Source organism: Pseudoalteromonas sp. H103, assembly GCF_001469205.1.
Classification (GTDB): Bacteria; Pseudomonadota; Gammaproteobacteria; order Enterobacterales; family Alteromonadaceae; genus Pseudoalteromonas; species Pseudoalteromonas carrageenovora.
On the sequence record NZ_LOFG01000018.1, the window covers coordinates 193,161 to 218,351 of the forward strand.

23 protein-coding genes are annotated in these 25,191 nt (G+C 40.5%); 10 read left to right on the plus strand and 13 right to left on the minus strand.

Annotated features, from left to right (window positions below; all coding sequences use genetic code 11):
- Nucleotides 1–15: 15 nt before the first annotated feature.
- The gene (locus ATS74_RS16460; protein ID WP_058549953.1) at nt 16–2,949 is read left to right on the plus strand and encodes a TonB-dependent receptor; all 2,934 of its coding nucleotides are present in this window, start codon (nt 16–18) and stop codon (nt 2,947–2,949) included.
- Between the two features lie 508 nt (nt 2,950–3,457).
- Here ATS74_RS16460 and ATS74_RS16465 read toward each other — a convergent pair.
- Nucleotides 3,458–4,216, minus strand: coding sequence for an SDR family NAD(P)-dependent oxidoreductase (locus ATS74_RS16465; RefSeq protein ID WP_024032766.1), 759 nt, complete (start codon nt 4,214–4,216; stop codon nt 3,458–3,460).
- Between the two features lie 130 nt (nt 4,217–4,346).
- Here ATS74_RS16465 and ATS74_RS16470 point away from each other — a divergent pair, with 130 nt between their 5' ends.
- A complete protein-coding gene (locus ATS74_RS16470) occupies nt 4,347–5,249 on the plus strand; it encodes a LysR family transcriptional regulator (RefSeq protein ID WP_024032767.1) in 903 nt (300 codons plus the stop codon).
- Nucleotides 5,250–5,326: 77 nt separating this feature from the next.
- Here ATS74_RS16470 and ATS74_RS20190 read toward each other — a convergent pair whose 3' ends face one another.
- The gene (locus tag ATS74_RS20190) at nt 5,327–5,455 is read right to left on the minus strand and encodes a hypothetical protein (RefSeq protein WP_268801302.1); all 129 of its coding nucleotides are present in this window, start codon (nt 5,453–5,455) and stop codon (nt 5,327–5,329) included.
- 263 nt (nt 5,456–5,718) lie between these two features.
- Here ATS74_RS20190 and ATS74_RS16475 point away from each other — a divergent pair, with 263 nt between their 5' ends.
- Together ATS74_RS16475 and ATS74_RS16480 are read left to right on the plus strand one after the other, a co-directional pair.
- A complete protein-coding gene (locus ATS74_RS16475) occupies nt 5,719–6,915 on the plus strand; it encodes a DUF3500 domain-containing protein (RefSeq protein ID WP_235592028.1) in 1,197 nt (398 codons plus the stop codon).
- Entirely contained in the window at nt 6,912–7,478 is a 567-nt protein-coding gene (locus tag ATS74_RS16480) for a hypothetical protein (protein WP_058549954.1), read from the plus strand. Before ATS74_RS16475 ends, ATS74_RS16480 begins: the two co-directional genes overlap by 4 nt.
- Nucleotides 7,479–7,646: 168 nt before the next feature.
- On the opposite strand, the gene ATS74_RS16485 is transcribed toward ATS74_RS16480, so the two are convergent.
- The 7 genes from ATS74_RS16485 to exaC all read right to left on the minus strand — a co-directional run bounded on the left by ATS74_RS16485 (nt 7,647) and on the right by exaC (nt 13,373).
- A complete protein-coding gene (locus ATS74_RS16485) occupies nt 7,647–8,012 on the minus strand; it encodes a hypothetical protein (RefSeq protein WP_058549955.1) in 366 nt (121 codons plus the stop codon).
- A gap of 61 nt (nt 8,013–8,073) precedes the next feature.
- Nucleotides 8,074–8,586, minus strand: coding sequence for a DUF421 domain-containing protein (locus ATS74_RS16490; RefSeq protein WP_058549956.1), 513 nt, complete (start codon nt 8,584–8,586; stop codon nt 8,074–8,076).
- A gap of 574 nt (nt 8,587–9,160) precedes the next feature.
- Nucleotides 9,161–9,526, minus strand: coding sequence for a DUF7674 family protein (locus tag ATS74_RS16495; RefSeq protein ID WP_058549957.1), 366 nt, complete (start codon nt 9,524–9,526; stop codon nt 9,161–9,163).
- 98 nt (nt 9,527–9,624) lie between these two features.
- A complete protein-coding gene (locus ATS74_RS16500) occupies nt 9,625–10,173 on the minus strand; it encodes a GNAT family N-acetyltransferase (protein WP_055255060.1) in 549 nt (182 codons plus the stop codon).
- Between the two features lie 106 nt (nt 10,174–10,279).
- Entirely contained in the window at nt 10,280–10,846 is a 567-nt protein-coding gene (locus ATS74_RS16505; protein WP_055255058.1) for a hypothetical protein, read from the minus strand.
- Between the two features lie 57 nt (nt 10,847–10,903).
- Nucleotides 10,904–11,440: a hypothetical protein gene (locus ATS74_RS16510; RefSeq protein ID WP_058549958.1), complete on the minus strand. Its 537-nt coding sequence runs from the start codon at nt 11,438–11,440 to the stop codon at nt 10,904–10,906.
- A gap of 412 nt (nt 11,441–11,852) precedes the next feature.
- On the minus strand, nt 11,853–13,373 hold the full coding sequence (exaC, locus tag ATS74_RS16515) for an acetaldehyde dehydrogenase ExaC (RefSeq protein ID WP_058549959.1): 1,521 nt from the start codon (nt 13,371–13,373) through the stop codon (nt 11,853–11,855).
- Nucleotides 13,374–13,545: 172 nt separating this feature from the next.
- On the opposite strand from exaC, the gene ATS74_RS16520 reads away from it, so the two are divergent.
- Nucleotides 13,546–14,442: an AraC family transcriptional regulator gene (locus tag ATS74_RS16520; RefSeq protein WP_058549960.1), complete on the plus strand. Its 897-nt coding sequence runs from the start codon at nt 13,546–13,548 to the stop codon at nt 14,440–14,442.
- A gap of 79 nt (nt 14,443–14,521) precedes the next feature.
- Nucleotides 14,522–15,553 carry a LacI family DNA-binding transcriptional regulator gene (locus ATS74_RS16525; protein ID WP_054981726.1) on the plus strand — a complete coding sequence of 344 codons (1,032 nt, stop codon included), beginning with the start codon at nt 14,522–14,524 and terminating at the stop codon, nt 15,551–15,553.
- Between the two features lie 73 nt (nt 15,554–15,626).
- Here the strand turns inward: ATS74_RS16525 and gtfA are convergent, their stop codons facing one another.
- On the minus strand, nt 15,627–17,099 hold the full coding sequence (gtfA, locus tag ATS74_RS16530; RefSeq protein WP_082660667.1) for a sucrose phosphorylase: 1,473 nt from the start codon (nt 17,097–17,099) through the stop codon (nt 15,627–15,629).
- A gap of 173 nt (nt 17,100–17,272) precedes the next feature.
- On the opposite strand from gtfA, the gene ATS74_RS16535 reads away from it, so the two are divergent.
- The 3 genes from ATS74_RS16535 to ATS74_RS16545 all read left to right on the plus strand — a co-directional run bounded on the left by ATS74_RS16535 (nt 17,273) and on the right by ATS74_RS16545 (nt 22,103).
- On the plus strand, nt 17,273–18,490 hold the full coding sequence (locus ATS74_RS16535) for an MFS transporter (RefSeq protein ID WP_058549961.1): 1,218 nt from the start codon (nt 17,273–17,275) through the stop codon (nt 18,488–18,490).
- A gap of 164 nt (nt 18,491–18,654) precedes the next feature.
- Nucleotides 18,655–21,045 (plus strand): TonB-dependent receptor, encoded by a 2,391-nt coding sequence (locus ATS74_RS16540; protein WP_058549962.1) that lies wholly within the window; start codon nt 18,655–18,657, stop codon nt 21,043–21,045.
- A 110-nt stretch (nt 21,046–21,155) separates the two neighbouring features.
- Complete coding sequence (locus ATS74_RS16545; protein WP_058549963.1) at nt 21,156–22,103, plus strand: carbohydrate kinase family protein; 948 nt, start codon at nt 21,156–21,158, stop codon at nt 22,101–22,103.
- A 68-nt stretch (nt 22,104–22,171) separates the two neighbouring features.
- Here ATS74_RS16545 and ATS74_RS16550 read toward each other — a convergent pair whose 3' ends face one another.
- The 3 genes from ATS74_RS16550 to ATS74_RS16560 all read right to left on the minus strand — a co-directional run bounded on the left by ATS74_RS16550 (nt 22,172) and on the right by ATS74_RS16560 (nt 24,363).
- Nucleotides 22,172–22,552 carry an STAS/SEC14 domain-containing protein gene (locus ATS74_RS16550; RefSeq protein ID WP_004589535.1) on the minus strand — a complete coding sequence of 127 codons (381 nt, stop codon included), beginning with the start codon at nt 22,550–22,552 and terminating at the stop codon, nt 22,172–22,174.
- A gap of 472 nt (nt 22,553–23,024) precedes the next feature.
- Nucleotides 23,025–23,717 (minus strand): cupin domain-containing protein, encoded by a 693-nt coding sequence (locus ATS74_RS16555; protein ID WP_058549964.1) that lies wholly within the window; start codon nt 23,715–23,717, stop codon nt 23,025–23,027.
- A gap of 25 nt (nt 23,718–23,742) precedes the next feature.
- Complete coding sequence (locus ATS74_RS16560; protein WP_058549965.1) at nt 23,743–24,363, minus strand: glutathione S-transferase family protein; 621 nt, start codon at nt 24,361–24,363, stop codon at nt 23,743–23,745.
- A gap of 229 nt (nt 24,364–24,592) precedes the next feature.
- Between ATS74_RS16560 and ATS74_RS16565 the strand changes: the two genes are divergently transcribed.
- Nucleotides 24,593–25,117 carry a TetR/AcrR family transcriptional regulator gene (locus ATS74_RS16565; RefSeq protein ID WP_058549966.1) on the plus strand — a complete coding sequence of 175 codons (525 nt, stop codon included), beginning with the start codon at nt 24,593–24,595 and terminating at the stop codon, nt 25,115–25,117.
- Nucleotides 25,118–25,191: the final 74 nt, after the last annotated feature.

The window sequence follows — 25,191 nt, forward strand, 5'->3', positions numbered from 1 at the left end:
TAAAGCAGAGCTATTATGAACACATTCAATTTTAAAAAGAGCCAACTTGCGGCTTCTGTGTCTCTTATCATTGCTGCGAGCACGTTAAATACGGCTATTGCCGCCGAAGCAGACACAGCAGCATCTCCTGATGTAGAAGTTATTGAAGTAAAAGGTATTCGTGGTTCACTTATTCGTTCTATGGATATGAAACGCGACTCATCTGGCGTGGTAGATGCCATTTCAGCTGAAGAAATGGGTAAATTTCCAGACACAAACTTAGCAGAATCACTACAGCGTATTACCGGTGTATCGGTAAGTCGTGCAAACGGTGAAGGTAGCCAAATTACGGTACGTGGTTTTGGCCCAGAGTTTAACTTAATTACGCTAAACGGCCGCCAAATGCCAGGCACAGGTTATACACGCTCGTACAACCTTGAAAATATTGCCTCTGAAGGTGTAAGCGCGCTAGAAGTATTTAAAACAGCCCGCGCCGATGTACCAAGCGGTGGCTTGGGTGCTACGGTAAACATTTCTACTGCACGCCCTTTTCAAAAGCCGGGTCAAAACTTTTCAGCAACTATTAAAGCAAATCACGACTCGTCTAACGAAGCCGGCGATGATGTAACTCCTGAGCTTTCGGCTGTTTATAGCAACACATTTGCAGATGACAGATTTGGTTTTGGTTTCTCGTTTTCGCATCAAGAGCGCGACTTTCAAAAACAACGTGCCAATATTCAAGGTTGGCAAGCCAATGTAGACCTGCCTGACTTAGATAGCAGTAATGTAGTTGATAACCGCACTGATCCATCAGGTAATTACTACTTCCCTAAAGACATGAACTACTCTATTGAAGATGTAGAACGTGAACGTACTAACGGCCAAGTAACTTTTCAATATGAACCGGTTGATGGCTTTGTAGCCACACTTGATTACACAGCAAGTAAAGCTGTTACGGGCTCTGAAAGTATTGGCTGGGGTATTTGGAACGACTTTGGTAGCAATATTAATGGCTACGAGCTTGATGAAAATGGCACAGCCGTTTATGCCGATATTAGCGGTAACGATGCCTCGTTTACAGCCAACAAAGGCACCACAGAAGTAAAAGCACGCTCTATTGGTTTAAACCTAGAGTGGGAAATAAACGACACATGGCACGTAGAGCTTGATTACCATGACTCTAAAAATGAAACCGATAACGGCGCCGATGACGGGCTAGGCAGTACCGGCCAAGTTATTTTAGGCTCTGATCAGCTAGCTAATAAAATTTACGATTACCGTACAGGCGATATTCCAAGTGCTCAAGTTAACTGGTTAAATGGCACAAGCGAATTAACGCCAGGCGAAATTGACTCTAACTTTAGCCAATTCACGCACTCGCCGGGTGAATCTAATATTGAACAGTTACAACTACATACCACGTGGTACAACGAAAACTTTGATATTGGCCTAGTTAAAGTAAAATTTGGCGCATCACGTACTGAGCAAAACACCGGCGGTTACACTGCATGGAGTGGTTTAGTAGGTGGCCCTGGTTTTAACCCATCGTACACAGAAATATTTCCAGATAGCATGTTTACTCGCCACGATACCTCGGGTCTTTTAGACCAATTTGCTGGCGGCGGTAGCGACTTACAACCTAATTACTACTACACCTACGATTTTGACGAAGCCGTAGCACGCCAAATTGCATATTTAACAGCAGATGTAACAGGTGGCGATGCATACGCAGCCAATGCCTACATGGATGGCATTGACAGCGAAAGCTACGTAGAAGAAATCACTAATAGCTTTTACATTCAATCAAGCTGGGAGTTTGATGTAAGTGACTACTACGTAAAAGTAAATGCAGGTCTACGCTACGAGCAAACAGACGTAACAAGCACAGTACGCCAACGTGTTGAAGAGCAAGTTAACTGGATCAGCGCTTCAGAGTGGATCATGCAATACGCTGCAGGCGGTGAAGATAACTTCTTAGAGCAACAAGGCGATTACGACATATTATTACCGTCAATCGATGTAAGTGTTGATTTAACCGAAGACGTAGTGGCTCGTGTTTCATGGGGTAAAACTATGTCGCGTGCACCACTAGGTGATTTAGCCGGTGGCCGTAGCTTAACTGGTAGCCCAAAACCTGGCTCGCGTACGGGTAGCCAAGGTAATACAAATTTACTACCGTTTGAATCAACCAATCTTGACTTGTCATTAGAGTATTACTACGCAGAAGGCAGCTATGCCTCTGTTGGTTACTTTAAAAAAGACGTAGATAACTTTATTCAAACCACCATTACGCAAACCACGATTGATGGCCTATACGACATTTTAAATGGCCCACGTTACTCACAAGCAGTGAGCGATATTGAATCGCGCGGCGAGCAAGCAACCACCGATGCTATTTTTGCGCAAATGATTAGCAATGGTTATGGCAATGCGAATGGCATCATTGAGCCAAATAGCGATGACCCACTTATGGTATGGAACATAAGCCAACCACAAAACACCGACAGCAAATCGGTAGATGGTTTTGAAGTGGCTGTTCAGCACTTAATTGGCGAAACTGGTTTTGGTGTAGGTGTTAACGCCACGTTTGTAGATGGCGATGTAGAATTTGATAGCGAAAGCCTAGATCAACAAGCGCCGCTTACAGGTTTAAGTGACTCAGCTAACTTTCAAGGCTTTTACGAAAAAGACGGCCTATCGGTTAAAATTACTTACGCATGGCGCGACTCATACTTAATTGGTGTAGGCCAAGCACAAGGCTCAGCCGATGCGCCACCGCAATATGCTAAAGCCTACGGCCAATGGGATATGAGCGTAAACTACGATGTAAACGAAAACGTAACCGTATTTTTTGATGGCATAAACTTAAACAATGCCACCGAAGAAGGCTACGGCCGTTACGAAGAGCAATTTTTATTTGCTAATCAGTACGGCCCTCGTTACTCAGTGGGTGCTCGTTACACGTTCTAACTAAATTTTCTTTAGTAAAAAATGCAAAAAACCGCTCACTGAGCGGTTTTTTATTGTCTCAAGTTATAATTTTTAATAAATGGTACCAATCTGTTTATGTATAGGGGCTATCTAACGTAAGAAAATTACGCTAGATCTAGACAAAATTTTTTGTACCTAGGGTCTGTTGATCTTTGCGGATTAAAATTTGTTCAAACTAGGGGCTATTTAATCGCGGCGCGAGGTTTGTAACCTAGTGGGCTAAGTAAAAACCGAGCAACAAAGAGTAAATAGCCCCTAGAAAGAACCCTTTGGGCAGCGCCTGTTTGGCATTAATGCTACGTTATCGCCCATTTATGGGGAATAACCACACTACATAGGCTCTGCCTTGCCTAAATACCAAACAGACTGCTGCAAATTTAACCTTGAAAGATCAACAGACCCTAGTTGTTCTAAATAAAAATTTCAGCGACGTTATAGTGCAATTTAATTCACTAAATTGCTCAAAGATTCATGCCGGTTGGTATGATTACATATACATACCGCCCGATACCTCAAGCCGTTGACCTGTCATCCAACGGTTTTCGTCCGCTAATAAGTTAGCAATCATAGGCCCTATATCGTCTGTTACACCAACTCTGCCCATTGCCGTTTGTGATGTAATAAACGCATTTACTTCATCGTTATCACGAACGGCGCCATTACCAAAGTCGGTTTCAATTGCACCTGGGGCTACAACATTTACCGTAATATTTTTAGGTGCAAGTTCTTTAGCTAAATACCTTGTCATTACTTCTATTGCACCTTTGGTCATTGCATAAGTAATATGACCGGGTAATGAAAAACGCGTTAAACCACTTGATAAATTAATAATACGACCACCGTGTTTTATAAAGGGTAACAATGTTTGGGTAACAAAAAATACTCCCCTTAAGTTAATATTTATTAACGTATCAAAAGTTGATTCACTTGTGTCTACAAAACTGCTAGTAAGCCCCACCCCTGCATTATTAATTAAGTAATCAAACTCACTTTGTTGCCAATGAGTCCGCAGGACATTTTGTAGTTGCTGTGCAAAATCCTCAAAGCCGAGCATATCACTTACATCTAATTGCAATGCAACCGCTTTAGAGCCTAGATCCTGTACTTGCTTTACAACCTCTTTTGCTTCTTTTTCATGACGACGATAAGTAAAAATGCAATCGACATTTTGCTTTGCAAGGCAAAGCACCGTGCTTTTACCAAGCCCACGATTACCACCGGTGATCACTGCAATTCGTTTGTTCATTGTTATATCCTGTTGAAAATAAATGCGGGGAGTTAAATAACTGCCAAGCCAGTATATTTTTTCAAGCAACAAAGATAAACAGGCTGAAAAGAGTTACACTGTTCAAAATAAACGAACAATAAACGGTATTATGAAAGACCTAAATGCAATACGTATTTTTATTAAAGTAGCGCAACTCAGTAGTTTTTCTAAAGCAGCAACAAGCTTAAATCTTCCTAAGTCAAGTGTATCGCAAGCAGTAACCATGCTCGAAAGTACATTAAATACGCGTTTATTACACCGTACTACACGCACCGTAAATATGACTTCAGACGGTGAGCTATTTTATCAACGTGCACTGGGAATTATCAGCGACGCTGACGATTTAAAAAATTTATTTGTAAGTGAGGATAAAGGTTTAACAGGCCGAATACGTGTAGATATGCCACAAGCTGTTAGTCGAGATACCATAATTCCAAACTTAAGTTCGTTTTTAAAAATGCACCCAAATCTTGAAATAGAACTTGGCAGCTCCGATAGACGAGTAGATGTCATTAAAGAAGGATTTGATTGCGTAGTAAGAGTGGGCGAACTTACCGACTCATCATTAATTGCACGACGTTTGGGTAGCTTTAAAGTTTTAAATTGCGTAAGCCGTTATTATGTAAAAAATCATGGCTTACCTAAAACTCTAAACGATTTAAAAAATCATTACATTGTTCGCTACAGTCAAACACTTGGTATCCCTGATCCGGGTTTCGAATATTTAGATAGCAATAATCAATTGCAATCAATAACGATGAAAAGCCAGCTTACTGTTAACTCCTCAGAGGCATATTTAAGCGCAGTACTGAGTGGTTTCGGGCTTATTCAATCACCTATTCACGGTATAAGTAAATACCTTGAATCTGGCGAACTTATACAGGTTTTGCCTCAATACGCGATGCCCGACCTACCAATCAATATTTTGTACCCGAATAGGCGTCACTTACCCAAACGCGTAAGTGCATTTATGCTTTGGCTTGAAGAACAATTGAGCGTATTTACAAAGTAATAACCTAGTTGCTAGCTTGAATTACTAATACAAGTTACAGGTTTTTAATCTGCTCAAGTAACACATTAATTGTCCAATCAATACGCTATATTATGCCACTGCGCTTTTGTTGTAGGTTCTGCGTGCTCTTGTGCAGCATTTACAACTGCTGATAGTAGTAAAATTGGGAGCAATACATAATTGGCTATTTTTGTTTTTATAGTCATGATAATCCATTTAAGCTAAAAATAAATTACTGGTACGTTATTGTTCATTAACAATACTAATAAAGCGATTTAAGGTACATAAGTAAATACATACCTGGCACCTAAGTTAAAAACTTATAAACCGTTCTTAATAAAGTAACACTTATTTGATCTAGCTAAATATTATATTCATGCTGATGTGTAATACTGGTATTAACGTTTACGGTTAGGCCTAACTTGCCTTACTCATTTATAAATCAATTTAATAGTAGCCTGGTGACAACATGATCAAAAATAAGCACAGTAACCTTTTTAAACTCGTTGCACTTGGGCTTGCAAGCGCATTTGCAAGTACCCAACTTAGCGCTGAGCCACAGCACGACGAACAACATAAAGGGCCTCCTAAACTTTCTGCAAAAGATGCCGCTTTAAGTAAAATAATACAAGGTCGCCTTGGTGATACCAGTACGCTAATGGGGGCTATTGCTATTCCAGCATCGGTTGATACTTGTGGTGATGATCCGGGTGTTACACGTTTGCTATGTTTGATTGACCTGCTCAAATCGGGTGTTAGTGATGAAAACTTAGCGCATATGCAATTAGATTATTCATTAGAACAAGCAAAAAACTGGAGTAACTTACCTGCTGGCGCTTTTCCTGCAAGGCCAGGTGTGTTTTTAGGCGAGCTTAAGGTAGAGCAGCGCGGCGTTGTTAAAGCTATTTTAATGGAAGCCGCAGGTCTTAAAGATAACGAAGGCTTTGATGAAATGCTACAAACACTAAATGCTGATGACTACATTGGTACAATTAGTGACGACTATAAAGCGGGTTACTCATCGTTTAATTCTAAACTTGCTTTTTTAGGCACGCCTGCAAAAACAGGTACTTGGCAGCTTTATTATGGCGGCCATCATTTTGCGTTTTCAAACACCTATAGTGATGGCAAATTAATTGGTGCAACTCCGTCTTTTAGAGGGATAGAGCCATTTCATCCATTTGATATGAACGGTAAAACAAACGCCCCTTTACTCCAAGAAAGAGATACCTTTGCAGCGTTTCTTAAAAGCTTAACCCCTGCACAGCAAAAAGCAGCCACGCTTGATGGCACATACAGAGATATAATTGCAGGCCCACAAGCTGACGACGCCATACCAACCGAACAAGAAGGCTTAAGTGTAAGTAAGCTTAACAACACACAAAAAGCATTACTAATGAAAGCAATAGCCACCTATGTGGAAGATATTAATGCCACAGATGCCAAAAAGTACATGAATAAGTACGCCTCAGAGATGGCCGATACCGTTATTGGTTTTTCAGGCACAACCGCATTAAATAGCGAAGATGATTACGTAAGAGTAGACGGCCCTTCTATTTGGATTGAATTTTCATTGCAATCAAATAAATCAACTAACGAAGAAGGGAATCACCCACACTCTGTATGGCGAGACAAAACCGATGACTACGGCGGCCAAGCACAATGATTAAAAACCCTATAATGCGAGTCTTTGCACTCGCCTTATGTGTTTTACTAAGCACTAAATTTGCTAATGCACATGCGCTGCCAGGCAGTGAGCTAACATTAACTGAGCAGCCAAATAATACGCTGAGTTTAAAGTTAAGCTTTGCCCTTGAAGATTTAATTATAGCCGCGCCGTCACTCTCTTCTCTTGATGGCGCACAAATAGATCAGCCTTTACACGCCAAAGTACTTAATAAACTAAACAATTATTTACACAGCCATATGGCATTGCTAAACGATGCTCAAGCTTTGCCAATTACGCTTAACAATGCTGAGGTTAATTTAGTGCATAACTCTCACGTTGGGTTTTATCGCTCCGTGCTTATTGAACTTTCAGCACCACTTAATAACCAGAGTGAACTATTCCCCATGAGCTTGCATTACGATGTAATTATGCATGAAGTACGTAATCATAGAGCAATTGTTTACTGGCAAAAAAGCGATAGCTCTTTAGTAAAACTAGCCAGTTTTAGTTACAAAAAACCACAAGGTGAGCCCGTCTTTTATGTATTAGAGAAGCAGTAAACACAAAGCCTTTAGCTAGTTAATTATTAAAACTCAACTATTTTTGGAGGCTAAATTAAAGCGCTATTTGTTAATTTTGATTAGCCTGATATGCAGCAGGTTTATTAAATTCAGTACTCTGTAAAATTTGTACTTCGTTTCAGAGTTCATATTTAAGATAGGTGTTTGTTATATTTCTTTATAGACGTAATAACGAAATAGCAAAGCTTGAAATAATGCCGCGAAACCAAGTAATAATGAACCTTCATATAATAAGGACGGAAGAACAAATGCCATAGGTAAAGCTGCATAATATAAATAAGAGCGATTCGTGTATTTGCTTATAAAATAATGAAGTGGAAATCCAATTACTAACCACCCAACAATAGAGATAAGTAAATAAACACTCATATATAGTAAAAATGTAACAACCAAACCTAATAGGCCGTTTACTGATAATGGTACTAAACCTGCGGATATAGCCCAAACAGCAATACCTATTCCCACAAATAAGAGGCTTTTGAGTATTGTTTCATCCCAGCTACCAAGACTCAACTTTTATCCTTAACAAAATTTAGTATGGCTGTCTTTTTAATTCTCACTAAAAATTTTTCAATTAATCTGGGACATTGCGTAACTTCATAATCAGTTGATCATAGTTTTTACTTTTCGGCACAATACTTAATTCACCGTCGGCCTCGAAAACCACCGCCATAACTGTGCTTAAATCACCAAAACCGGCTTTTCGAACACTCGCTTCCACTTCGATGCTGGTGAGTCGAGTGTCTTTCATAGCAGCCTCTATATATTCACCGTCGAAAAAGACTAATTGTGGAGAAGTTTTGACTACTTTGTCGAACGTCGAAAAATGGGCGCTGATCCAAGTGAGTAAATATTGTAAAAAGAGGAGCAAGCTTACCGCGACTAAAACCTCAACTATAACCACGTCTTTCAATAAGATAGCAGAACCCAAGATGGAGCCTGCCGCGACGGTGATTATCCAGTCAAAGTTGTTCATTTTAGCAAATGAGCGTTTACCTAATAAATGCGTCGCTAGGATTAAAAAGGGATAAATAATCAAGGTTGTGGTAATAATGCGCGCTATTTCACTCCACGATTCAAAAAACATATTTCCCTCTACTTAAGGTGCTGAATATACTAATAATCATATAAACTAAACAGCCACCTGAATCACACAAACTAGGCAGTCACCTTAATAAAACAAACAACACTGTACAACTAAATCTGCCATACAGATTCAGGATTTATCTTTTATTAATGGGTCCCTTTACGGATGGTTTTTAATTTATGTCAGGACAGCAAATTATAATGGGACCCACTTTATTTAACCTCTTAGAATCTGGGCATCAAAAAGTGCAAAGTTTAAGATGGATGTTTTGTTAATTCTTTCTCTGAATTTTTTTAACTAAAGGCACTATCGCTAAAGCTAGCAATACGGCAAGAAAAAAGCTCACAAACGTATTACCAAACACCCATCTAAAAAAGATTCCTGAAAGAGATAAAACAAAAGCTGACCAAAGCCATGGATTTATTTTCTGCATACTATCTAGAACACCTCATAACACCCTGCTTAGGGGCGCAAACACATGGGCTATAATTTGGATCGAAGCGACGCAGCCCATGTGTATGCATCCCAGCGAACGAAGTGAGTGTGTTGATTAGGTTGTTAGGTGCGTGCATATTTAAACCACTACCCTAGGGGCTTTACCATGAAAGCACAAGTATAGTTTTTTGAGATTATCTGGCACGAGAGGCCAGCCACACTCAATACCTTCTTTTGTACCTTTCCAGAATAAGTGCTCTGTATAATATACATCTATGTATTCGAATTCTGCTTTGGTTGCAGTATCTAGTTTTTCGCTCATGTACTGCAACTGTTCTAATGCTTCTTCTAAATTACCTCGATTAAACAAAATGGTTGTCAAATTTGCGAACTCTTCCATTAGGAATGTGAGTGCCCATTTTTCATGTTTTTCCATGAGAGGCACAACGTCAGGAAATTTAGTGCGGATCTCTTTTAAGAACTGTCTTATCTCTGATTTGGCCATTGATTTCTCAGAAGCACCTAACTTTAAACTAAGGGGTACACAAGCATGGTGCTATAATGCCGAAGGCGCGCCATGTTTGTGCCCCCTTGAGTGCTTTGTTATAAGGCATTTCTCTGCCACGCTAATTTACTAATTTTGTATAGCACATGCTCACATTGAGGATGTGAAACTTCAATGTCTGGGTGCATAAAATTTTGGTTGCTGTTATGCATACCAATTTTTTGCATAATAGCTTTAGAACGATCATTGGCTAATGTGGTAAATGAGACCACCTCATTTAGATTTAGCGTATTGAACGCATATTTTAGAGCTTCTTCGGCAGCCTCGGTTGCGTAGCCTTTACCCCAGTAATGTTTTGATAATCGCCACCCAATTTCTACACAAGGTGAAAACGGCATTTTATTTGTAGGAGTATGCAAACCCACAAATCCAATAAATTTATGCTGATTAGGAATTTCTATTGCCCATAAACCCCATCCTCGCTCATTGATAAGGGATAGGATTTTTCTCCCCATCTCAAAACTTTCTTCTTGGGTCTGAAGTTTTGGAAAAAATTCCATTACTTCTTTATCGTTACACATTTCAGCGAATGGAAGAAAATCATCCTCTGTCCATTGACGAAGCAGTAATCTTTCCGTTTTCAACATTCTTCGACTATGCCTTATAACGCCGTGTAAGCGGCTAATAATAGTTGGCTAAAATTTGTGAGACACGAACAAAACCAACTGTTATTTGTCCGCGTTTACAACTTTGTTATGGCTCATTACACATTATAAATGATCGAACCTCGCCGAAATACAAAGCTTCTATATCAAAGAATTTAATGAATGGATCTTCACAACCAAAACTTCGATATAAATAAACCATTTTACAAATTATACTTGCGGCTAACTTTATAATCCTATCATTATGTGACCTGTTAGCATTTTGCTCATAAGAATAACGGCTTCGCGTGAAGAGGTCTTTATTTGCAGATAATGTTTTAAGGTCTAATGAATTGAAAAGATAATGCTGAATATTTTCTGGTAAAGCTTCATACAAAACCATTAAATCATGTGCATTTGTACCTTTTGGCAAAGCCTTTTTCTTTTCAAACTCATAAGTTTCATTTATTTGGCCTTCATTGCTTTTTACCGTCGCATGAAAACTTTTAAGAATAATCTCAATACTTAGAGCACAAAAAACTGCTTGAATGCTCATTCTTTGATGAGTGGAAGAAGTGCAAATCTTGTAGTAATCATAAGCATTTTCTATCATGTACGGTCTGAAGTCTATTTGTTCAATACCGTCTGTATTAGGCGAAAACTTCAAATCATTCACTGCACTTCCCTTTTTGCCTAACGCCTAAATCAGGTGCGCCCTAGGCGTCACCTGGATTTACTTGTTAGCTTCCTGCATGATTTCACCAAATGTTAGAAACTGCCTGATTGTAGGAAAATCCCACTCATTTAGTCCTAAAGACATCAGGTGCTTAAGGGCTCCATCTTCAGGACAATCGCTGAACTCATCTGGGTATGTACTGACAAACCAACTCCAGAAGACCTTTGCTTCGAGAGGAATTTCACCCGAAATATTTTGAAGCATTAGTATTGCATCAAGCATGAAATCAGATGTAAATCTCTCAATTGGAGAGATATTTATCTTTCCTTCAGGATCTTTATCTGCATGTTTGAAAAAATTATAAGGTTCATTGACAGTTTTTACATGCTTCCTGAATTCCTCTCTCGTCATGCCTTTTGGGTTCTTGACTACACTTACTATTCCTTGCTCTTTGCCCACATCAATTAACACCTGATGAGCAGATGCAATAACAGTATGAATCACTACAAAATCACGTGACTCAAAAAACAGAGTCACTGCTTCAGTAATCTGTCGTCTAGCAACTTCTATCTTGTCAATCCAAATTGGTTGCATGTTACTCCTTGGAAGCTAACAACTTCGTCTACGACATTTGTCGTTTTATTACAATGCATTTATCTTAGCCAGCAAATAACCACCTGTAAACAACTAGTTAACTATAAAGAAATCTCCGTTAATGCTGTAATACACCTAAATGGGGGAGATCAGTAATATCCGACAATGCATAAATCACTGCACATTTTTAGAGCAAATTTTATAAAAAGTTAATATTGTAAAATCGTTTTTAACGCAGGTAATGAGTTATTAAAACCGCTTAGGTTTTGACGTTTTGAACGCGGCTGGTATTGTACTTATATATTACAACACGCTTAAAGTAGCCTTGTGAGCACTGTGAATAAAAAAGCGCTACAAATATGCAGCGCTCTCATTACTTAATGGTTGTTGTGTTTAAGTTTGAACTGTTTTATTAAAAAAAGCCGAGTGGATCTTCGCTATAGCTCACTAATAAATTTTTAGTTTGTTGGTAGTGATCGAGTGCTAGTTTGTGTGTTTCGCGCCCTATTCCTGATTTTTTATACCCACCAAATGCAGCATGTGCTGGGTACATGTGGTAACAGTTGGTCCACACTCGGCCAGCTTCAATTTTGCGCCCCATGGTATAAGCACGGTTCATGTTTCGGCTCCACACCCCTGCGCCTAAGCCAAATTCTGAGCTGTTAGCAAGTTCAAGTGCTTCGGCTTCATCTTTAAAGGTCGACATTGAAATAACAGGGCCAAAAATTTCTTCTTGGAACACACGCATGTCGTTTGTACCTTTAAGCAGTGTAGGTTGTATGTAATAACCACCGTTTAAATCGTCATTTAGCTGCTCTACGTTTCCGCCGGTGAGTACTTCAGCACCTTCTTTTTTACCTATGTCTATGTAACTAAGTATTTTATCAAACTGTGCTTTTGAAGCTTGAGCGCCCACCATGGTTTCGCTGTCGAGTGGATTGCCGCGTTTAATTTGTTGGGTACGTTCGAGTATCCGCTCAATAAACTGCTCGTATATATCTTCTTGAATAAATAATCTTGATGGACAGGTACATACTTCGCCCTGGTTAAAGTAAGCAAGTACGGCGCCTTCTATAGCTTTTGATAAAAAAGCATCGTCTTTTTCCATTACATCATTAAAAAATATATTGGGCGATTTACCGCCAAGCTCTACCGTTGAGGGAATAATATTTTCAGCAGCACATTTTAAAATATGTGAGCCGACAGGTGTAGAGCCTGTAAATGCAATTTTAGCAATGCGTTTACTTGTGGCCAGTGCTTCGCCTGCTTCTTTACCAAACCCATTTACAATATTGAGCACGCCTGCAGGCAGTAAGTCACCAATAATTTCCATTAAAACTAAAATAGAGGCCGGTGTTTGCTCAGCTGGTTTTAGTACCACACAGTTACCTGCAGCAAGTGCGGGTGCAAGTTTCCATGCGGCCATTAAAATAGGGAAGTTCCACGGGATAATTTGCCCAACCACACCTAACGGCTCATGAAAATGATACGCCACCGTGGTTTCGTCAATTTCGCCAATGCTGCCATCTTGTGAGCGCAGGCACCCTGCAAAGTAGCGAAAATGATCGGCCGCTAGCGGAATATCGGCCGCGAGTGTTTCGCGAATGGCTTTACCGTTATCCCATGTTTCGGCAACAGCTAGTAGCTCTAGGTTTTGCTCAATTCGGTCGGCTATTTTTAGCAGTATATTACTGCGCTCGGTCACTGAGGTTGTGCCCCATTGCTCTCGCACTGCATGCGCTTTGTCGAGTGCTAGGTTTATATCGTCTTTGTCGGAGCGAGGTATTTGGCAAAATACCTTACCGTTTACCGGGCTTATATTATCAAAGTACTGGCCGTTTACAGGCTTTACCCACTCCCCGCCAATATAATTAGCGTATTGGTTTTTAAAGTTTACTAGTGCGCCATCGCTGCCTGGATTTGCATATATCATGTGTGTGCTCTCTTTATTGTTGTTAGCTAAAGGTCGAACATTTATATAAAACAAAATGCTTTATATTTAATCAGTGTTGTTTGACATTAGCCTAACAAGCACCTAAAAACTTGATTAGCTGTCCACAAAAGTTGTCTGTGAGTCCACACTAATAAAAACTTAAAGGATTGATATGCACACATCTCAGTTAAACAAAAAACGCCAACAACTTGATGTTTTAATAGAAAATAAAGTGACATTTGCAGCAGATAACAGCGAGTTGAGCATTTACGACACGTACCAAAGCGCACAAAAGGTGGCACTGCATTCAAACGAATTACTATTTTGTGCCATGCTCAGCGGTAAAAAAGTAATGCACGTAGAAAGTAGCCAATACCATAAAGCATTTTTACCCCACGAGTCGTTTGTATTAGCGCCAGAGCAAGGTGTATTAATTGATTTTCCACAGGCATCAATGCACGCCCCAACCACATGTTTAGCAATTGAAATAAGCAAAGATAAAATAAACGCTGTGGCAAATGCGCTTAACATGCAGCAAAGCTTTGCACACGATGGCGGCTTATTCGAGTATGTTCCGCAATTGGTGCATAGCCAACATAATAGCCAAACACAGCAATTATTAGAGCGCATGGTGCATTTATTTAGCGAACAAGGCGCACAGCGACATTACTTAATTGACTTATCGTTAAACGAATTGATCACCCGGTTGTTACAACAACAAAGTCGCGACTTATTACTCGCTAATAGCGATAAACCACGCCTTAAAACAAAAATAAGCGATGCACTGCTTTATATTGAAGAGCACTTAAACGAAACGCTCGACATAAATACCTTGTGCAAAATAGCCTGCATGAGCCGCAGTAAGTTTTATCAGCAGTTTAAACTGGCATTTGGCACTACCCCAGCCCTTTGGCAGCAACAATTAAGGCTTAAAAAAGCGCGCAATCAATTACTGCAAGGCCATGCAATTAGCCAAGTCTGCTTTGATGTTGGGTTTAATAGCGCGAGCCACTTTAGTCGTGTATTTAAACAAACCTTTGGTATTGCGCCTAAAGAGTGCCGGCATTAAGGGTAAAACCTTATTTTTTACTTTGCTAACGCCCTGAATATGTTAGTTTATTAACATGAGTATTGAGTAAAGAATTGGTATGAGTAAGCAAACCCGCTGGACCCTAAAAAGTATTGCTAAAGAGTTAGGTGTATCTAACGCAACAGTCTCTAATGCGTTTAACCGCCCTGATCAGCTATCGGCTAAACGCCGAGACGATATTCTTGCAGCGTGCAAAACCTTGGGCTATTACGGGCCCAATAAAGCCGCGCAATCGCTTCGCAGTGGTACATTTAACATTGTGGCGTTAGTGCTGCCCGATAGTGTGGAATATATGGTGTCGGACCCTGTGGCCAGCAGCTTTATGCGGGGTGTAACCTCGGTGCTTGAAAAAAACGGCATTAATGTTTTATTGTTTTCTGGTAATAGCGATAACCTTAACAGTGTGGTCGACTTTGTAGATGGCTTTATTTGTTATGGCCGCCCTCGAAATAACGCATTAGTAGAGCAGTTAAAAACGGTCTCTAAACATGTGGTAACTATTGATTTTGATATAGCCCGCAATGCCTCAGTAAATATTAATAACGAGCAAGCAAGTTACGAAATAGCCAAGCATGTTTTAAAAAATCAAAGCGATAAAGTCGCTATTTTAGGCTTAAGATTACTTGATGAAAACGTATTGTGCCGCGTATATGAGCACCACGAATTTGAAACGGGGCAATCTATTTCGCACCAACGTTTACGGGGTTATCAACGTGCTTTAAGTGAGGCAAATATAACCGTAGCTGATGACCGCATTTGGAATATACCTGAGAGCAGCGAGCGTTTTGCTAACATTGCCGCTAAAGAGGTGTTAAGTGCCTCCCCTCGCCCTAACGTTATAATTTGTATGAGTGATTTAATTGCCCTTGCCACCATGCGAGAAGCGATAAAACAAGGCATAAAAATAGGTGAAGAACTGCGTATTGTCGGCTTTGATGGAATAGACGAAGCCGCTCGTTTTGTGCCGCGCCTAACCACTATTCATCAAAACAGCCAAGAAAAAGGCGTAATGGCCGCCGAACTATTTATATCTAAAGAAGAAAAAATATGTGATGTAAGTTACGAGCTAGATATTGGCGCAAGTGGTTAATAGGTTATGTTAAAAAGGACTGGGTAAACAAAAGCCAAGCTTTTGAGCTTGGCTTTTATGTTTTAATAGCCTGTTAGGCTAACAATGCGTTTAAACTTATCGTTGTTTCTTCATCACCATTTACTTGAGTAATAAGCGCGTCTCGCGTTTTAAAATTAACACTTAATGCAATAGACTTATCTTCTAGTTGCCACGTTAAACAACATATTCCCTGGGTGCCGTGAGCACTAAACTCTCCTGCAAAAGCGGGGTGTTCATTACGTAATTTAATGAGCTCTATTAAACCTTTTACTACAGGTTTATTGAGTGCGTGCTCAATTGTTTCACTATTTAAATACGGACGGTTAATATCACGACCCACATTGGTACGCGCAAGTAAATCCATATCGTTTTCGCAGGCAAATAAACCGCCGTAGTACACTTGCGGCACACCGGGGGCAAAAAAATGTATGGCACGCGAAATCAAATAATCTAAATCGTTAGCGCCTAATGCATTGTAATACGTGCAATTTACTTGGTATAAATCAACGTTACTGGCAGCAGCACCTGTAGCTTGGCGGCTTTGGTTGTTACTGTTGGCATGCATGGTTTCTACAAGGGTATCTATTTGCTGTGCATTTAATAGCCCTGCCTTGTCGCCCATTGGGCCTGCATCAATAATGCCTATGCCGTCGTGCGTATCAAGTACCGTTAAACAGTTGCGTGGTGAAATTTGTAACCATTTAAGTAATGCATCTACATCGTTATTAAATAAGCTATGCAAAATAAGCGGCGGTAATGCAAAGTCGTAAACCATGTTTACACGCTTTGCTACTTCTACTTGTGTTTGATAGTGGCTATGAATTTCAGCAATGGTTTCCATGCCAAGCTCGTTTGCTTGCTTTGACAAGTTATCTAGGTAGCCAAAGGTTTCGTCTAGCATAAAACAGTTTGTACCGGCTTGTTTAATTGCGTAACCCGCTGCATCTAAACGAATAATATTTACGTTATTTTCAGAAAACTTAGTTAATACGTTATTTAAATACGCAATACCCGCTTCAACTTTTACGTTTATATCAATTTGGTTATCGGTAAACGTGGTCCAAAAGTCATACGTTTGACCATCGCCACACTGCATTGGCGTAAAACAGCTACCGGGACGCGGGCGATAAATTGCTTGTTGCTCAGCTTCGCTCATACCATTTGGAAAAACGTCTTCTTTTGTTAAAAACAAATCCCAAAATTCTGATTGCTTGCCTTTAGCTAGCACATCTTGAAACTGATAAGACTGCGCCGATACATGGTTTACGATTAAATCGGCCATTAGGTCATGGTTTTCACCCAGTGCTTGAATATCAGCCCATGTACCAATGCGAGAATCTACTTCGCTGTGATCAATCGGGTCAAAGCCCGCATCGCTTCCATCAATAGGATTATAAAAAGGTAAAAGGTGCACACCACCAAATACGCCCTTCAAAGGACCTTTTAACAATGTTGTAAGTGCGTTTATATCTTGACCTGTAATTCGATCAGCGTATGTGATCAATTGAACTTTATTCTTCATCATGTGTGATTACCAAGTTGAAACTTAATCGATTAAGATATATCTTTAACTAGCACGTACAATTTTACAAGTAATTTTTAAATATTTTACATACAAAAGTTGTGGCAACGGTAATACTAACTAGAGTAAGTGATTGAGTTATTACTATAACTTGAGCCACAACGAGGAAAAATCACATGACGAATTTACACACACACTCGCAAAGCGACCCAATGCAGCGCATACGAATACTCACTTACATGATGTTTTTTATGTTTGCGATGACCTCAGATGCAGTAGGTATGATCATCCCTGAACTAATCACAGAGTTTGGTTTAAGTATGACCCAAGCCAGTGCTTTTCATTATGCACCTATGGCACTCATTGCCTTTAGTGGCTTGTTTTTGGGCTTTTTAGCCGACAGCCTAGGCCGTAAACAAACCATAATGTTAGGCTTACTAATTTTTTCGCTCAGCTGCTTTTTGTTTGCCTTTAGCAATAGCTTTTCGGTGTTTTTAATTTTGCTGTGCTGTATAGGGCTTGCCATTGGTTTATTTAAAACCGGCGCACTAGCGCTACTTGGCGATATATCTGCAAGTAACGCAGAGCACACTAAAACCATGAACAAAGTAGAAGGCTTTTTTGGTATTGGTGCCATAGTTGGTCCTGCGCTGGTAGGCGTACTGCTTACTCAAAACGTGAGCTGGACTTACCTGTACATTATTGCCGGCGTTATGTGTTTAATTTTAGCGTTAATGGCATGGCGCGCCGACTACCCAAGTGTTGTTAAAAGCACTGAAAAGCCCGCTTCACTTGCCACCACCATGAAAATGATTAAAAACCCGTACGCACTTGGTTTTTCGTTGGCTATTGCATTATATGTGGCTACCGAGGTTGCTATTTACGTGTGGATGCCAACACTTTTAAAAGATTACACAGGCTCGTGGCCTTTACTTGCAACCTACGCACTTACTATATTTTTTGTATTACGTGCTGCTGGGCGCTTTATTGCTGTATGGCTTTTAAATCACTTTAGCTGGCAAGGGGTTATGGCTTATTTAAGTTTAGGCATCGCACTGTGTTATGTAGGCACTTTGGTAGGCGGTGTTGATTGGGCGGTAGGCTTACTTCCGCTTTCGGGTTTATTTATGTCGATGGTTTACCCTACTTTAAACTCTAAAGGTATTTCGTGCTTTCCTGTTGCACAACATGGTGCAGTAGCGGGTGTTATTTTATTTTTTACCGCGCTTTCGGCCGCACTTGCGCCTTTATTGATGGGCATGATAAGTGATTACTTTGGCCACGTACGCTACGGTTTTTACTTAGCTACCGGCTTTGCTGTGATCTTATTTTTAGCCATGCTTTATAACTTTTACCGCGACCCTGCGGCAAAAGCATTAACTAAAAATGCATAAATGGCTGCTCAAGCCAGAATAAAAAACACCTTTAAAATCAATACAAAAATAAAATAAGAGCAAATTACACACAAAAACAATTTGCTTATTGTAAAAACTTTGTTATTTTTACTTAATCGATTAAGTAAAAATAACAAACTCACACAACACAATGAGGCGTTAACATGACAACACACCACACACCTTTATATTTAATCAGTGCCTTAGCACTTGCAGTAAGCCAAGGCGTTCACGCACAAGACGAGCAAGAAACCAAAGTGCAAGCTAATCAAGGGCTTGAAACTATTGTTGTTACCGGTGTACCTCGCCGCACAACTATTATGGCGTCGAGCTCATCAGTAAGCAGTTTGTCGCTTGAGCAAGTTGAGGTATCAACGCCACGCTCAACAGCTGAAGCATTTAGAATTATTCCGGGTGTTCGCGCTGAATCAACAGGCGGTGAAGGTAACGCAAATATTGCAGTGCGTGGCTTGCCTGTAGCATCGGGTGGCGCTAAGTTTTTACAACTGCAAGAAGATGGTCTACCTGTAATGCAGTTTGGTGATGTTGCCTTTGGTAACGCCGATATTTTTATGCGCCTTGATAACACAGTGCAAACAATCGAATCAATTCGTGGGGGCTCAGCCTCTACATCAGCCAGTAATGCTCCTGGCGGCATAATTAACTTTATTTCTAAAAACGGTGATAACGAATCGGGTAGCGTATCTACTACTGTTGGCCTAGATTACGACAGTGTACGCACCGATTTTGAATACGGCACCTATTTAACCGACAGCGTGCGTTTTCATGTAGGTGGCTTTGTACGACAAGGCGAAGGCCCGCGCGAAACAGGCTACACATCAAATAAAGGTGGCCAAATTAAAGCAAACCTTACTAAAGATTTTGAAAGCGGCTACGTACGCCTTTACTACAAACACCTAGACGACAAAAGCGTAGGTTACTTACCTATGCCAATGTACTCAAATGGTGATTCTATTGCTGGCTTTGATGCGCAATCAGATACACCGCATTCAGCATTATTCACCAAAACAGTGCGTCTAAATGGCGAAAACCAAATTAGCAGTGGCGATTTACGCGACGGCATGAACCCTAAAGTGGATGCGGTAGGTTTTGAAGCTGTATTTGATTTAGATAACGATTGGCGTATCGAAAACCGTTTTCGTAAATCGTCAATTAGCGGCAACTTTAACTCGCTTATTCCTGCTGAGGTTGGCAGCGCATCGTCTGTTGCACAAAGTATTGGCGGTGTAGGCGCAACACTGAGTAACGCAAACACAGGCGAAGCATTTAATGATGAACTTGCCATGCGTATTCATACTTTTGATGTAACGCTTAATGACTTTGGCTCTATTGTTAACGACTTTAAACTGACTAAATCGTTTAGCGATGACACTAGCCTAACCTTTGGTTACTTTGCCTCTACACAAAACATTGCTATGTCGTGGTTATGGAACTCGTACTTAATGGAGCTTAAAGGTGACAATGCGGCACTTTTAAATGTAACCGCAGCCGATGGCACTGAGTATTCAGAAAACGGTTTATACGCATACGGTACGCCTTATTGGGGTAACTGTTGTCAGCGCGATTACGACACCGAGTACGACACTCGCGCACCGTATGTTGCGTTTTCAACAAAACTTGGTGATGTAAGCATTGATGCAAGTGCCCGCTACGACAGCGGTGAAGCACGCGGAAACTACGCAAGTGCCGTAACCTCAACAGTAGATATGAACCGCGACGGTACTATTTCTATTCCTGAGCAAAACGTAGCAGGTATTGATATAGCTAATGCAAGCCCAGTAAATTACGACTGGAGCTACTCGTCTTACTCTGTAGGTGCTAACTACCAAATTGACCCAAGCCTAGCTACGTTTGCACGTATTAGTAAAGGCGGGCGCGCAAATGCAGACCGTTTATTATTTGGTAAAGTACGCAGCGACGGAAGCGTAGCCGATGAAGATGCAGTAGATGAAGTAAACCAATTTGAGATTGGTGTGAAAAAACGCTTTGATTCGTTCTCGGTATTTGCAACAGCCTTTTACGCAGAAACAGAAGAGCAAAACTTTGAAGCAACATCGCAAACCTTTTTCGACCGTGAATACGAAGCAAAAGGGATTGAGGTTGAATCTACTTACTTTTTGGATGCATGGGACTTTAGAGGTAACTTTACTTGGACCGATGCTGAAATTGCAAAAGATGCGCTAACTCCTGAAGTTGTAGGTAACACACCACGTCGCCAAGCGGATTTAATTTACTCACTAATGGCGCGTTACAGCTACGATAAAGGCGCGGCAGGTGTAAGCTTTATTGGTACAACCGATGCTTACGCACAAGATAACAACGACCTTAAGTTTGACGGCTACACGCAAGTAAATGCATTTGTAAGCTACGACTTATCAGAAAACTTAAACCTTGCGCTTAATGTAAACAACCTATTCGATACAGTAGGTATTACAGAAGCCGAAGAAGGCTCAGTACCTGAAAACGACATTATTCGTGCCCGTACTATTAACGGCCGCACTACGTCGGTTACTTTAAAGTACGCTTTTAACTAAATGTGTATTGCGCTGCAGTGAGTCATCGCTGTAGCGCCTTTTAAAGTATGAATAAATAACACCCTTCACGTTTTTAGCCTAGCCTTGCTAGGCTTTTTAGGATATTCCAAATGACCAAACTCCTGTGCTTAGGCGAGCTTTTAATTGATATGCTGCCACAAGATGCTCATAACTCAGCATATTTACCAATCCCCGGTGGTGCACCTGCTAATGTTGCTGTTGGCTATGCAAAACTTGGCGGTGAGGCTGCATTTTGTGGTGGTAAAGGTGACGATCATTTTGCCAATCAATTAAGTAATGCATTGGCGCAATACAATGTAAATATAGACTATTTGTTTACCATTGCTGGCTCACAAACCGCCATGGTAATAGTAAGCCTTGATGAAACAGGCGAGCGCAGTTTTGGCTTTTACCGCCATAACACAGCCGATGTACTTTTAACCCAAGCGCATTTAGCGCAAATAAATTGGCAAAGCATAAGCACTCTGCACTTTTGCTCAAACACCCTAACCGACCCAGCAATTGCCAATACAACCCTTAAAGCGATAGAACTTGCTAAAACACATAATAAGCTCGTTAGTTTTGACGTAAATTTACGCTACAGCTTGTGGGAAAACACCCATGATATAGCCAGCAATGTAAAAGCCTGTTACCACTATTGCGACATAGTTAAGCTTTCGCGTGATGAACTTAATTTTTTAGCAAAACACAGCGAAACAACGGGCGAAGATTACATTCAAATGCTATTAAATACCGGAGTAAAACTGGTGTTTTTAACCGACGGGCCTGAGCCCGCTACGGTTTACCACAGCGAATTTATACTTAACGAATCGGCACCAAAAATAAACGCAGTAGATACAACAAGCGCGGGCGATGCCTTTATAGCGGGGGTTTTATACTACTTAAATAACTTAGGAAGTGATTTACCACTAGCAGATAAACTAAATGATGAAACCAGCATAAAAAACGCCCTGCACTTTGCACTTCAATGTGGCTCTAAAGCGTGTTTAGCTAAAGGCGCTTTTCCGGCATTACCTGTGCTGGCTGATGTAATGTAACTCTTAAGTAGAGTGCAAGGTGCTTTAAATAATAAAAAACGCTCTTGAGAGCGTTTTTTATTATTTAATTATTCATCTAGCCAATCTATAGCGGCGGTGGCGTTTTCGTAGTATTGCACCTCGCCTGAAATAAACCAATTGCCTATTTTAGCCATGCGGGCTTGCCATTCTTGATTGCCATAAATAGCAATTTTATTAAATTCTTTTGAATGCCTTACGCCAAGCTTTAAATCATCCCACGCGGCGCGAAGCTCCCAACCTTCTAGCTCGCTGGCATCAATAAGCACGTTTGCTATAGGGTGTTTAACCTCGCCAAGCGCTGAGTCGATCATGGGGGTAATAACTTTATAGTCGTCGTGGGTTAGCGTTCCTACAGCTTTTAGTTTTAAAAAAAATTCTCGGCCTGCGCGTTCAATACCAATAGATAAACCATGTGTTGTGTGTACCATGCTGCTCTCCTTAACCGGGTGCGCTTAAAATATTTACAGCCTATTGTTTGGATTAATTAAAGCCTAGGGCGTGTTGACCTTTGTGGATTGAAATTTGTTCAATCTAGCGGCGATTTAATCGCGGCGCGAGGTTTGTAACCTAGTGGGCTAAGTAAAAATCGAGCAACAAAGAGTTAATCGTCCCTAGAAAGAACCCAAAGGGCAGCGCATGTTTGGCACTTATGCTGCGTTATCGCCTATTTATGGGGAATAACCACACTACATAGGCTCTGCCTTGCCTAAAAACCAAACATACAGCTGCAAAATTAATCACGAAAGGTCAACACGCCCTAGGGCTTAAATTGTTCTATTTAAGTTAGTAGTAACTACATACAAATGCCAAACATTGGCTGAGTTAAGCTATAAAAATACACCCTATTAAGTTAATTAGTACTGAACTAAATCAAACAATACTGCTAAATAATGGCAATAACTAAGCCTTTTGCACACGCTCAATTTGCTTATTTACATCGGTTAAATGGCCTAATTTTAGCCACACTTTTGCACCATGCTTACCAGCGGTTATATTAAGCTCGCTATTAATAGGCAGCCTTAACCAACTGTGTTTTACTAATACGTCTGATTGCTCACTTACATCACCTTCAAGCACCAGTAGCTCAGCCCCACCGCTTGCACTAATTTGCATGTTGGCACCGGCTTTAAAGTGCAATAGGCTCACGTCTTCAAAGTCATCTTTATAAAGCGGTGTAATGGCAAGCCCTTTAAATGCAGCGTGCGGCACGCTACCCATGTATTGCGTTTGTAAGCGTACGTGAGTTCTATCTTGTGGTTGAAACTGCCAAAGTTTAACAAATATAACGCAGCCATCTTGTGAGCCTGGTTTATGCTTTGATTGTGGCGGATTACGAATATAGGAGCCTTGTGGAAAATCGCCATGCTCATCTTGAAATACGCCTTCTAGCACTACAAATTCTTCACCACCGGTATGTACATGAGGGGAGAATTCGCTGCCCGGCGCATAACGTACAATGCTTGTAGCGCGTGCAACCTCGGCCCCTACTCTATCAAGTGGGCGCCTATCTACACCAGGCATAGGTGAAGCAACCCAGTCTAATGTTTGGCTATGCACCACAACACGTTGAGTAAAATCGGCGGCTATTTTCATTTAAAGCTCCTATATATATGTGTATTTAAGCAGCAACACTTTCTCGTTGTGCTACTTTTTCTTGCCACGCTTTTAAATGTGTAAGTTCACTTGGAATCGCAATTTGTGCAAATCCAGCAAATACTAGTCCAGCATACAATGTTATATCAGCAATACTAAATTTCTCACCGCCAACAAACGCTGACTGCGCTAGTACATCATTAAAATAATTAAACCCTAAGCGTGCTTTTTCGCCTTGTTTTTCACCCCAAGCTACATTTTGATAGGTTTCAAGCTCAGGACCTAAGCCATCTGTCGCATGATGAAAATAAGTAGCCACCGCGTCAAGCACCATAGACTCAGCGCGCTTTTGCATCATGTTTATTACCGCACGTTCTTTTGCGGTTTTCCCCATTAATGATGGCCCCTCAAAAGTAGTATCAATGTATTCTGTAATAGCTGTGCTTTCAGATATAAATGTACCATCATCAAGCTCAAGTACAGGTACCCCTGCTAGTGGATTTTTTGCTAAAAAAGCGTCTGTTCTATGCTCACCGTTAAGTAAATCTACCGGGACAAATTCAACGTGTTGAGTCGCATTTTTTTCAGCTAACGCTATACGAACACGAAGTGGATTTGGGAAGTTTTCTACATCATAAATTTTCATAAATTACCTGCTATTAAATTAGTTGGATATCGAAGGATTTTAAACAACCTACCTACCGATAGGTAATTTATATAATTAAAATAATTTTATGTCAAATTTAAAACTTACTATTTATTCGAATGTTTATTGAGGAGTGGCTGATTAGATGCCAGCTATTTAAAAATAAATGACTTGAAAACGACTATCTACTGGTCGATAATTTCGTTACTAAAAGCAAGGTATAATTAAAATGAGCAAAAAAGAAGCGCTACTAAAAGCAGCTGAAGATAAAGTACGCCTTGGTGGCTACAGTAACTTTAGCTTTAGAGAGTTGGCAAGCGAAATAGGTATAAAAAGCGCCAGTGTTCATTACCACTTCCCTACTAAAGCTGATTTAGGCGCTGAGCTTGCTCATCAATACACTAATGCGTTTTTAAATGCGTTAGGCACGCCAAGCGAACTTAAAGCTAACGGTAAAAATCCTATTGATGTGTACACTCAGCTTTTTAGAAGTGCATTAGTAACTGACCGAAAAATGTGTTTATGTGGTTTGCTAGGGGCCGAAAGCGATAGCCTTCCGGATAAAGTACGCCTTGAAGTTAAACGTTTTTTTAATCAAAATTTAGAGTGGCTTACTGAAGCGCACCGTGCCAATGGTGAGCAGCAACCTAAACACGCTGCTATTCATACCGTAAGTCTGCTTGAAGGTGCGATGATGATTAGCAAAACACTTGATGATAATAGCTACTTTGAGCTTGCCACACAGCCAGCTTAGTAACAAAGGTGTTTATAAATAGCCACGCTATTAATTAACGTACTGATCAATTGTTTTACTCATAAAAAAACGAG

Coding starts and splice junctions, on each gene's coding strand:
- ATS74_RS16460 (WP_058549953.1), top strand. CDS start 16: ATGAACACATTCAATTTTAAAAAGAGCCAACTTGCGGCTTCTGTGTCT.
- ATS74_RS16465 (WP_024032766.1), bottom strand. CDS start 4,216: ATGAACAAACGAATTGCAGTGATCACCGGTGGTAATCGTGGGCTTGGT.
- ATS74_RS16470 (WP_024032767.1), top strand. CDS start 4,347: ATGAAAGACCTAAATGCAATACGTATTTTTATTAAAGTAGCGCAACTC.
- ATS74_RS20190 (WP_268801302.1), bottom strand. CDS start 5,455: ATGACTATAAAAACAAAAATAGCCAATTATGTATTGCTCCCAATTTTA.
- ATS74_RS16475 (WP_235592028.1), top strand. CDS start 5,719: ATGATCAAAAATAAGCACAGTAACCTTTTTAAACTCGTTGCACTTGGG.
- ATS74_RS16480 (WP_058549954.1), top strand. CDS start 6,912: ATGATTAAAAACCCTATAATGCGAGTCTTTGCACTCGCCTTATGTGTT.
- ATS74_RS16490 (WP_058549956.1), bottom strand. CDS start 8,586: ATGTTTTTTGAATCGTGGAGTGAAATAGCGCGCATTATTACCACAACC.
- ATS74_RS16495 (WP_058549957.1), bottom strand. CDS start 9,526: ATGGCCAAATCAGAGATAAGACAGTTCTTAAAAGAGATCCGCACTAAA.
- ATS74_RS16500 (WP_055255060.1), bottom strand. CDS start 10,173: ATGTTGAAAACGGAAAGATTACTGCTTCGTCAATGGACAGAGGATGAT.
- ATS74_RS16510 (WP_058549958.1), bottom strand. CDS start 11,440: ATGCAACCAATTTGGATTGACAAGATAGAAGTTGCTAGACGACAGATT.
- exaC (WP_058549959.1), bottom strand. CDS start 13,373: ATGATATATGCAAATCCAGGCAGCGATGGCGCACTAGTAAACTTTAAA.
- ATS74_RS16520 (WP_058549960.1), top strand. CDS start 13,546: ATGCACACATCTCAGTTAAACAAAAAACGCCAACAACTTGATGTTTTA.
- ATS74_RS16525 (WP_054981726.1), top strand. CDS start 14,522: ATGAGTAAGCAAACCCGCTGGACCCTAAAAAGTATTGCTAAAGAGTTA.
- gtfA (WP_082660667.1), bottom strand. CDS start 17,099: ATGATGAAGAATAAAGTTCAATTGATCACATACGCTGATCGAATTACA.
- ATS74_RS16535 (WP_058549961.1), top strand. CDS start 17,273: ATGACGAATTTACACACACACTCGCAAAGCGACCCAATGCAGCGCATA.
- ATS74_RS16540 (WP_058549962.1), top strand. CDS start 18,655: ATGACAACACACCACACACCTTTATATTTAATCAGTGCCTTAGCACTT.
- ATS74_RS16545 (WP_058549963.1), top strand. CDS start 21,156: ATGACCAAACTCCTGTGCTTAGGCGAGCTTTTAATTGATATGCTGCCA.
- ATS74_RS16550 (WP_004589535.1), bottom strand. CDS start 22,552: ATGGTACACACAACACATGGTTTATCTATTGGTATTGAACGCGCAGGC.
- ATS74_RS16555 (WP_058549964.1), bottom strand. CDS start 23,717: ATGAAAATAGCCGCCGATTTTACTCAACGTGTTGTGGTGCATAGCCAA.
- ATS74_RS16560 (WP_058549965.1), bottom strand. CDS start 24,363: ATGAAAATTTATGATGTAGAAAACTTCCCAAATCCACTTCGTGTTCGT.
- ATS74_RS16565 (WP_058549966.1), top strand. CDS start 24,593: ATGAGCAAAAAAGAAGCGCTACTAAAAGCAGCTGAAGATAAAGTACGC.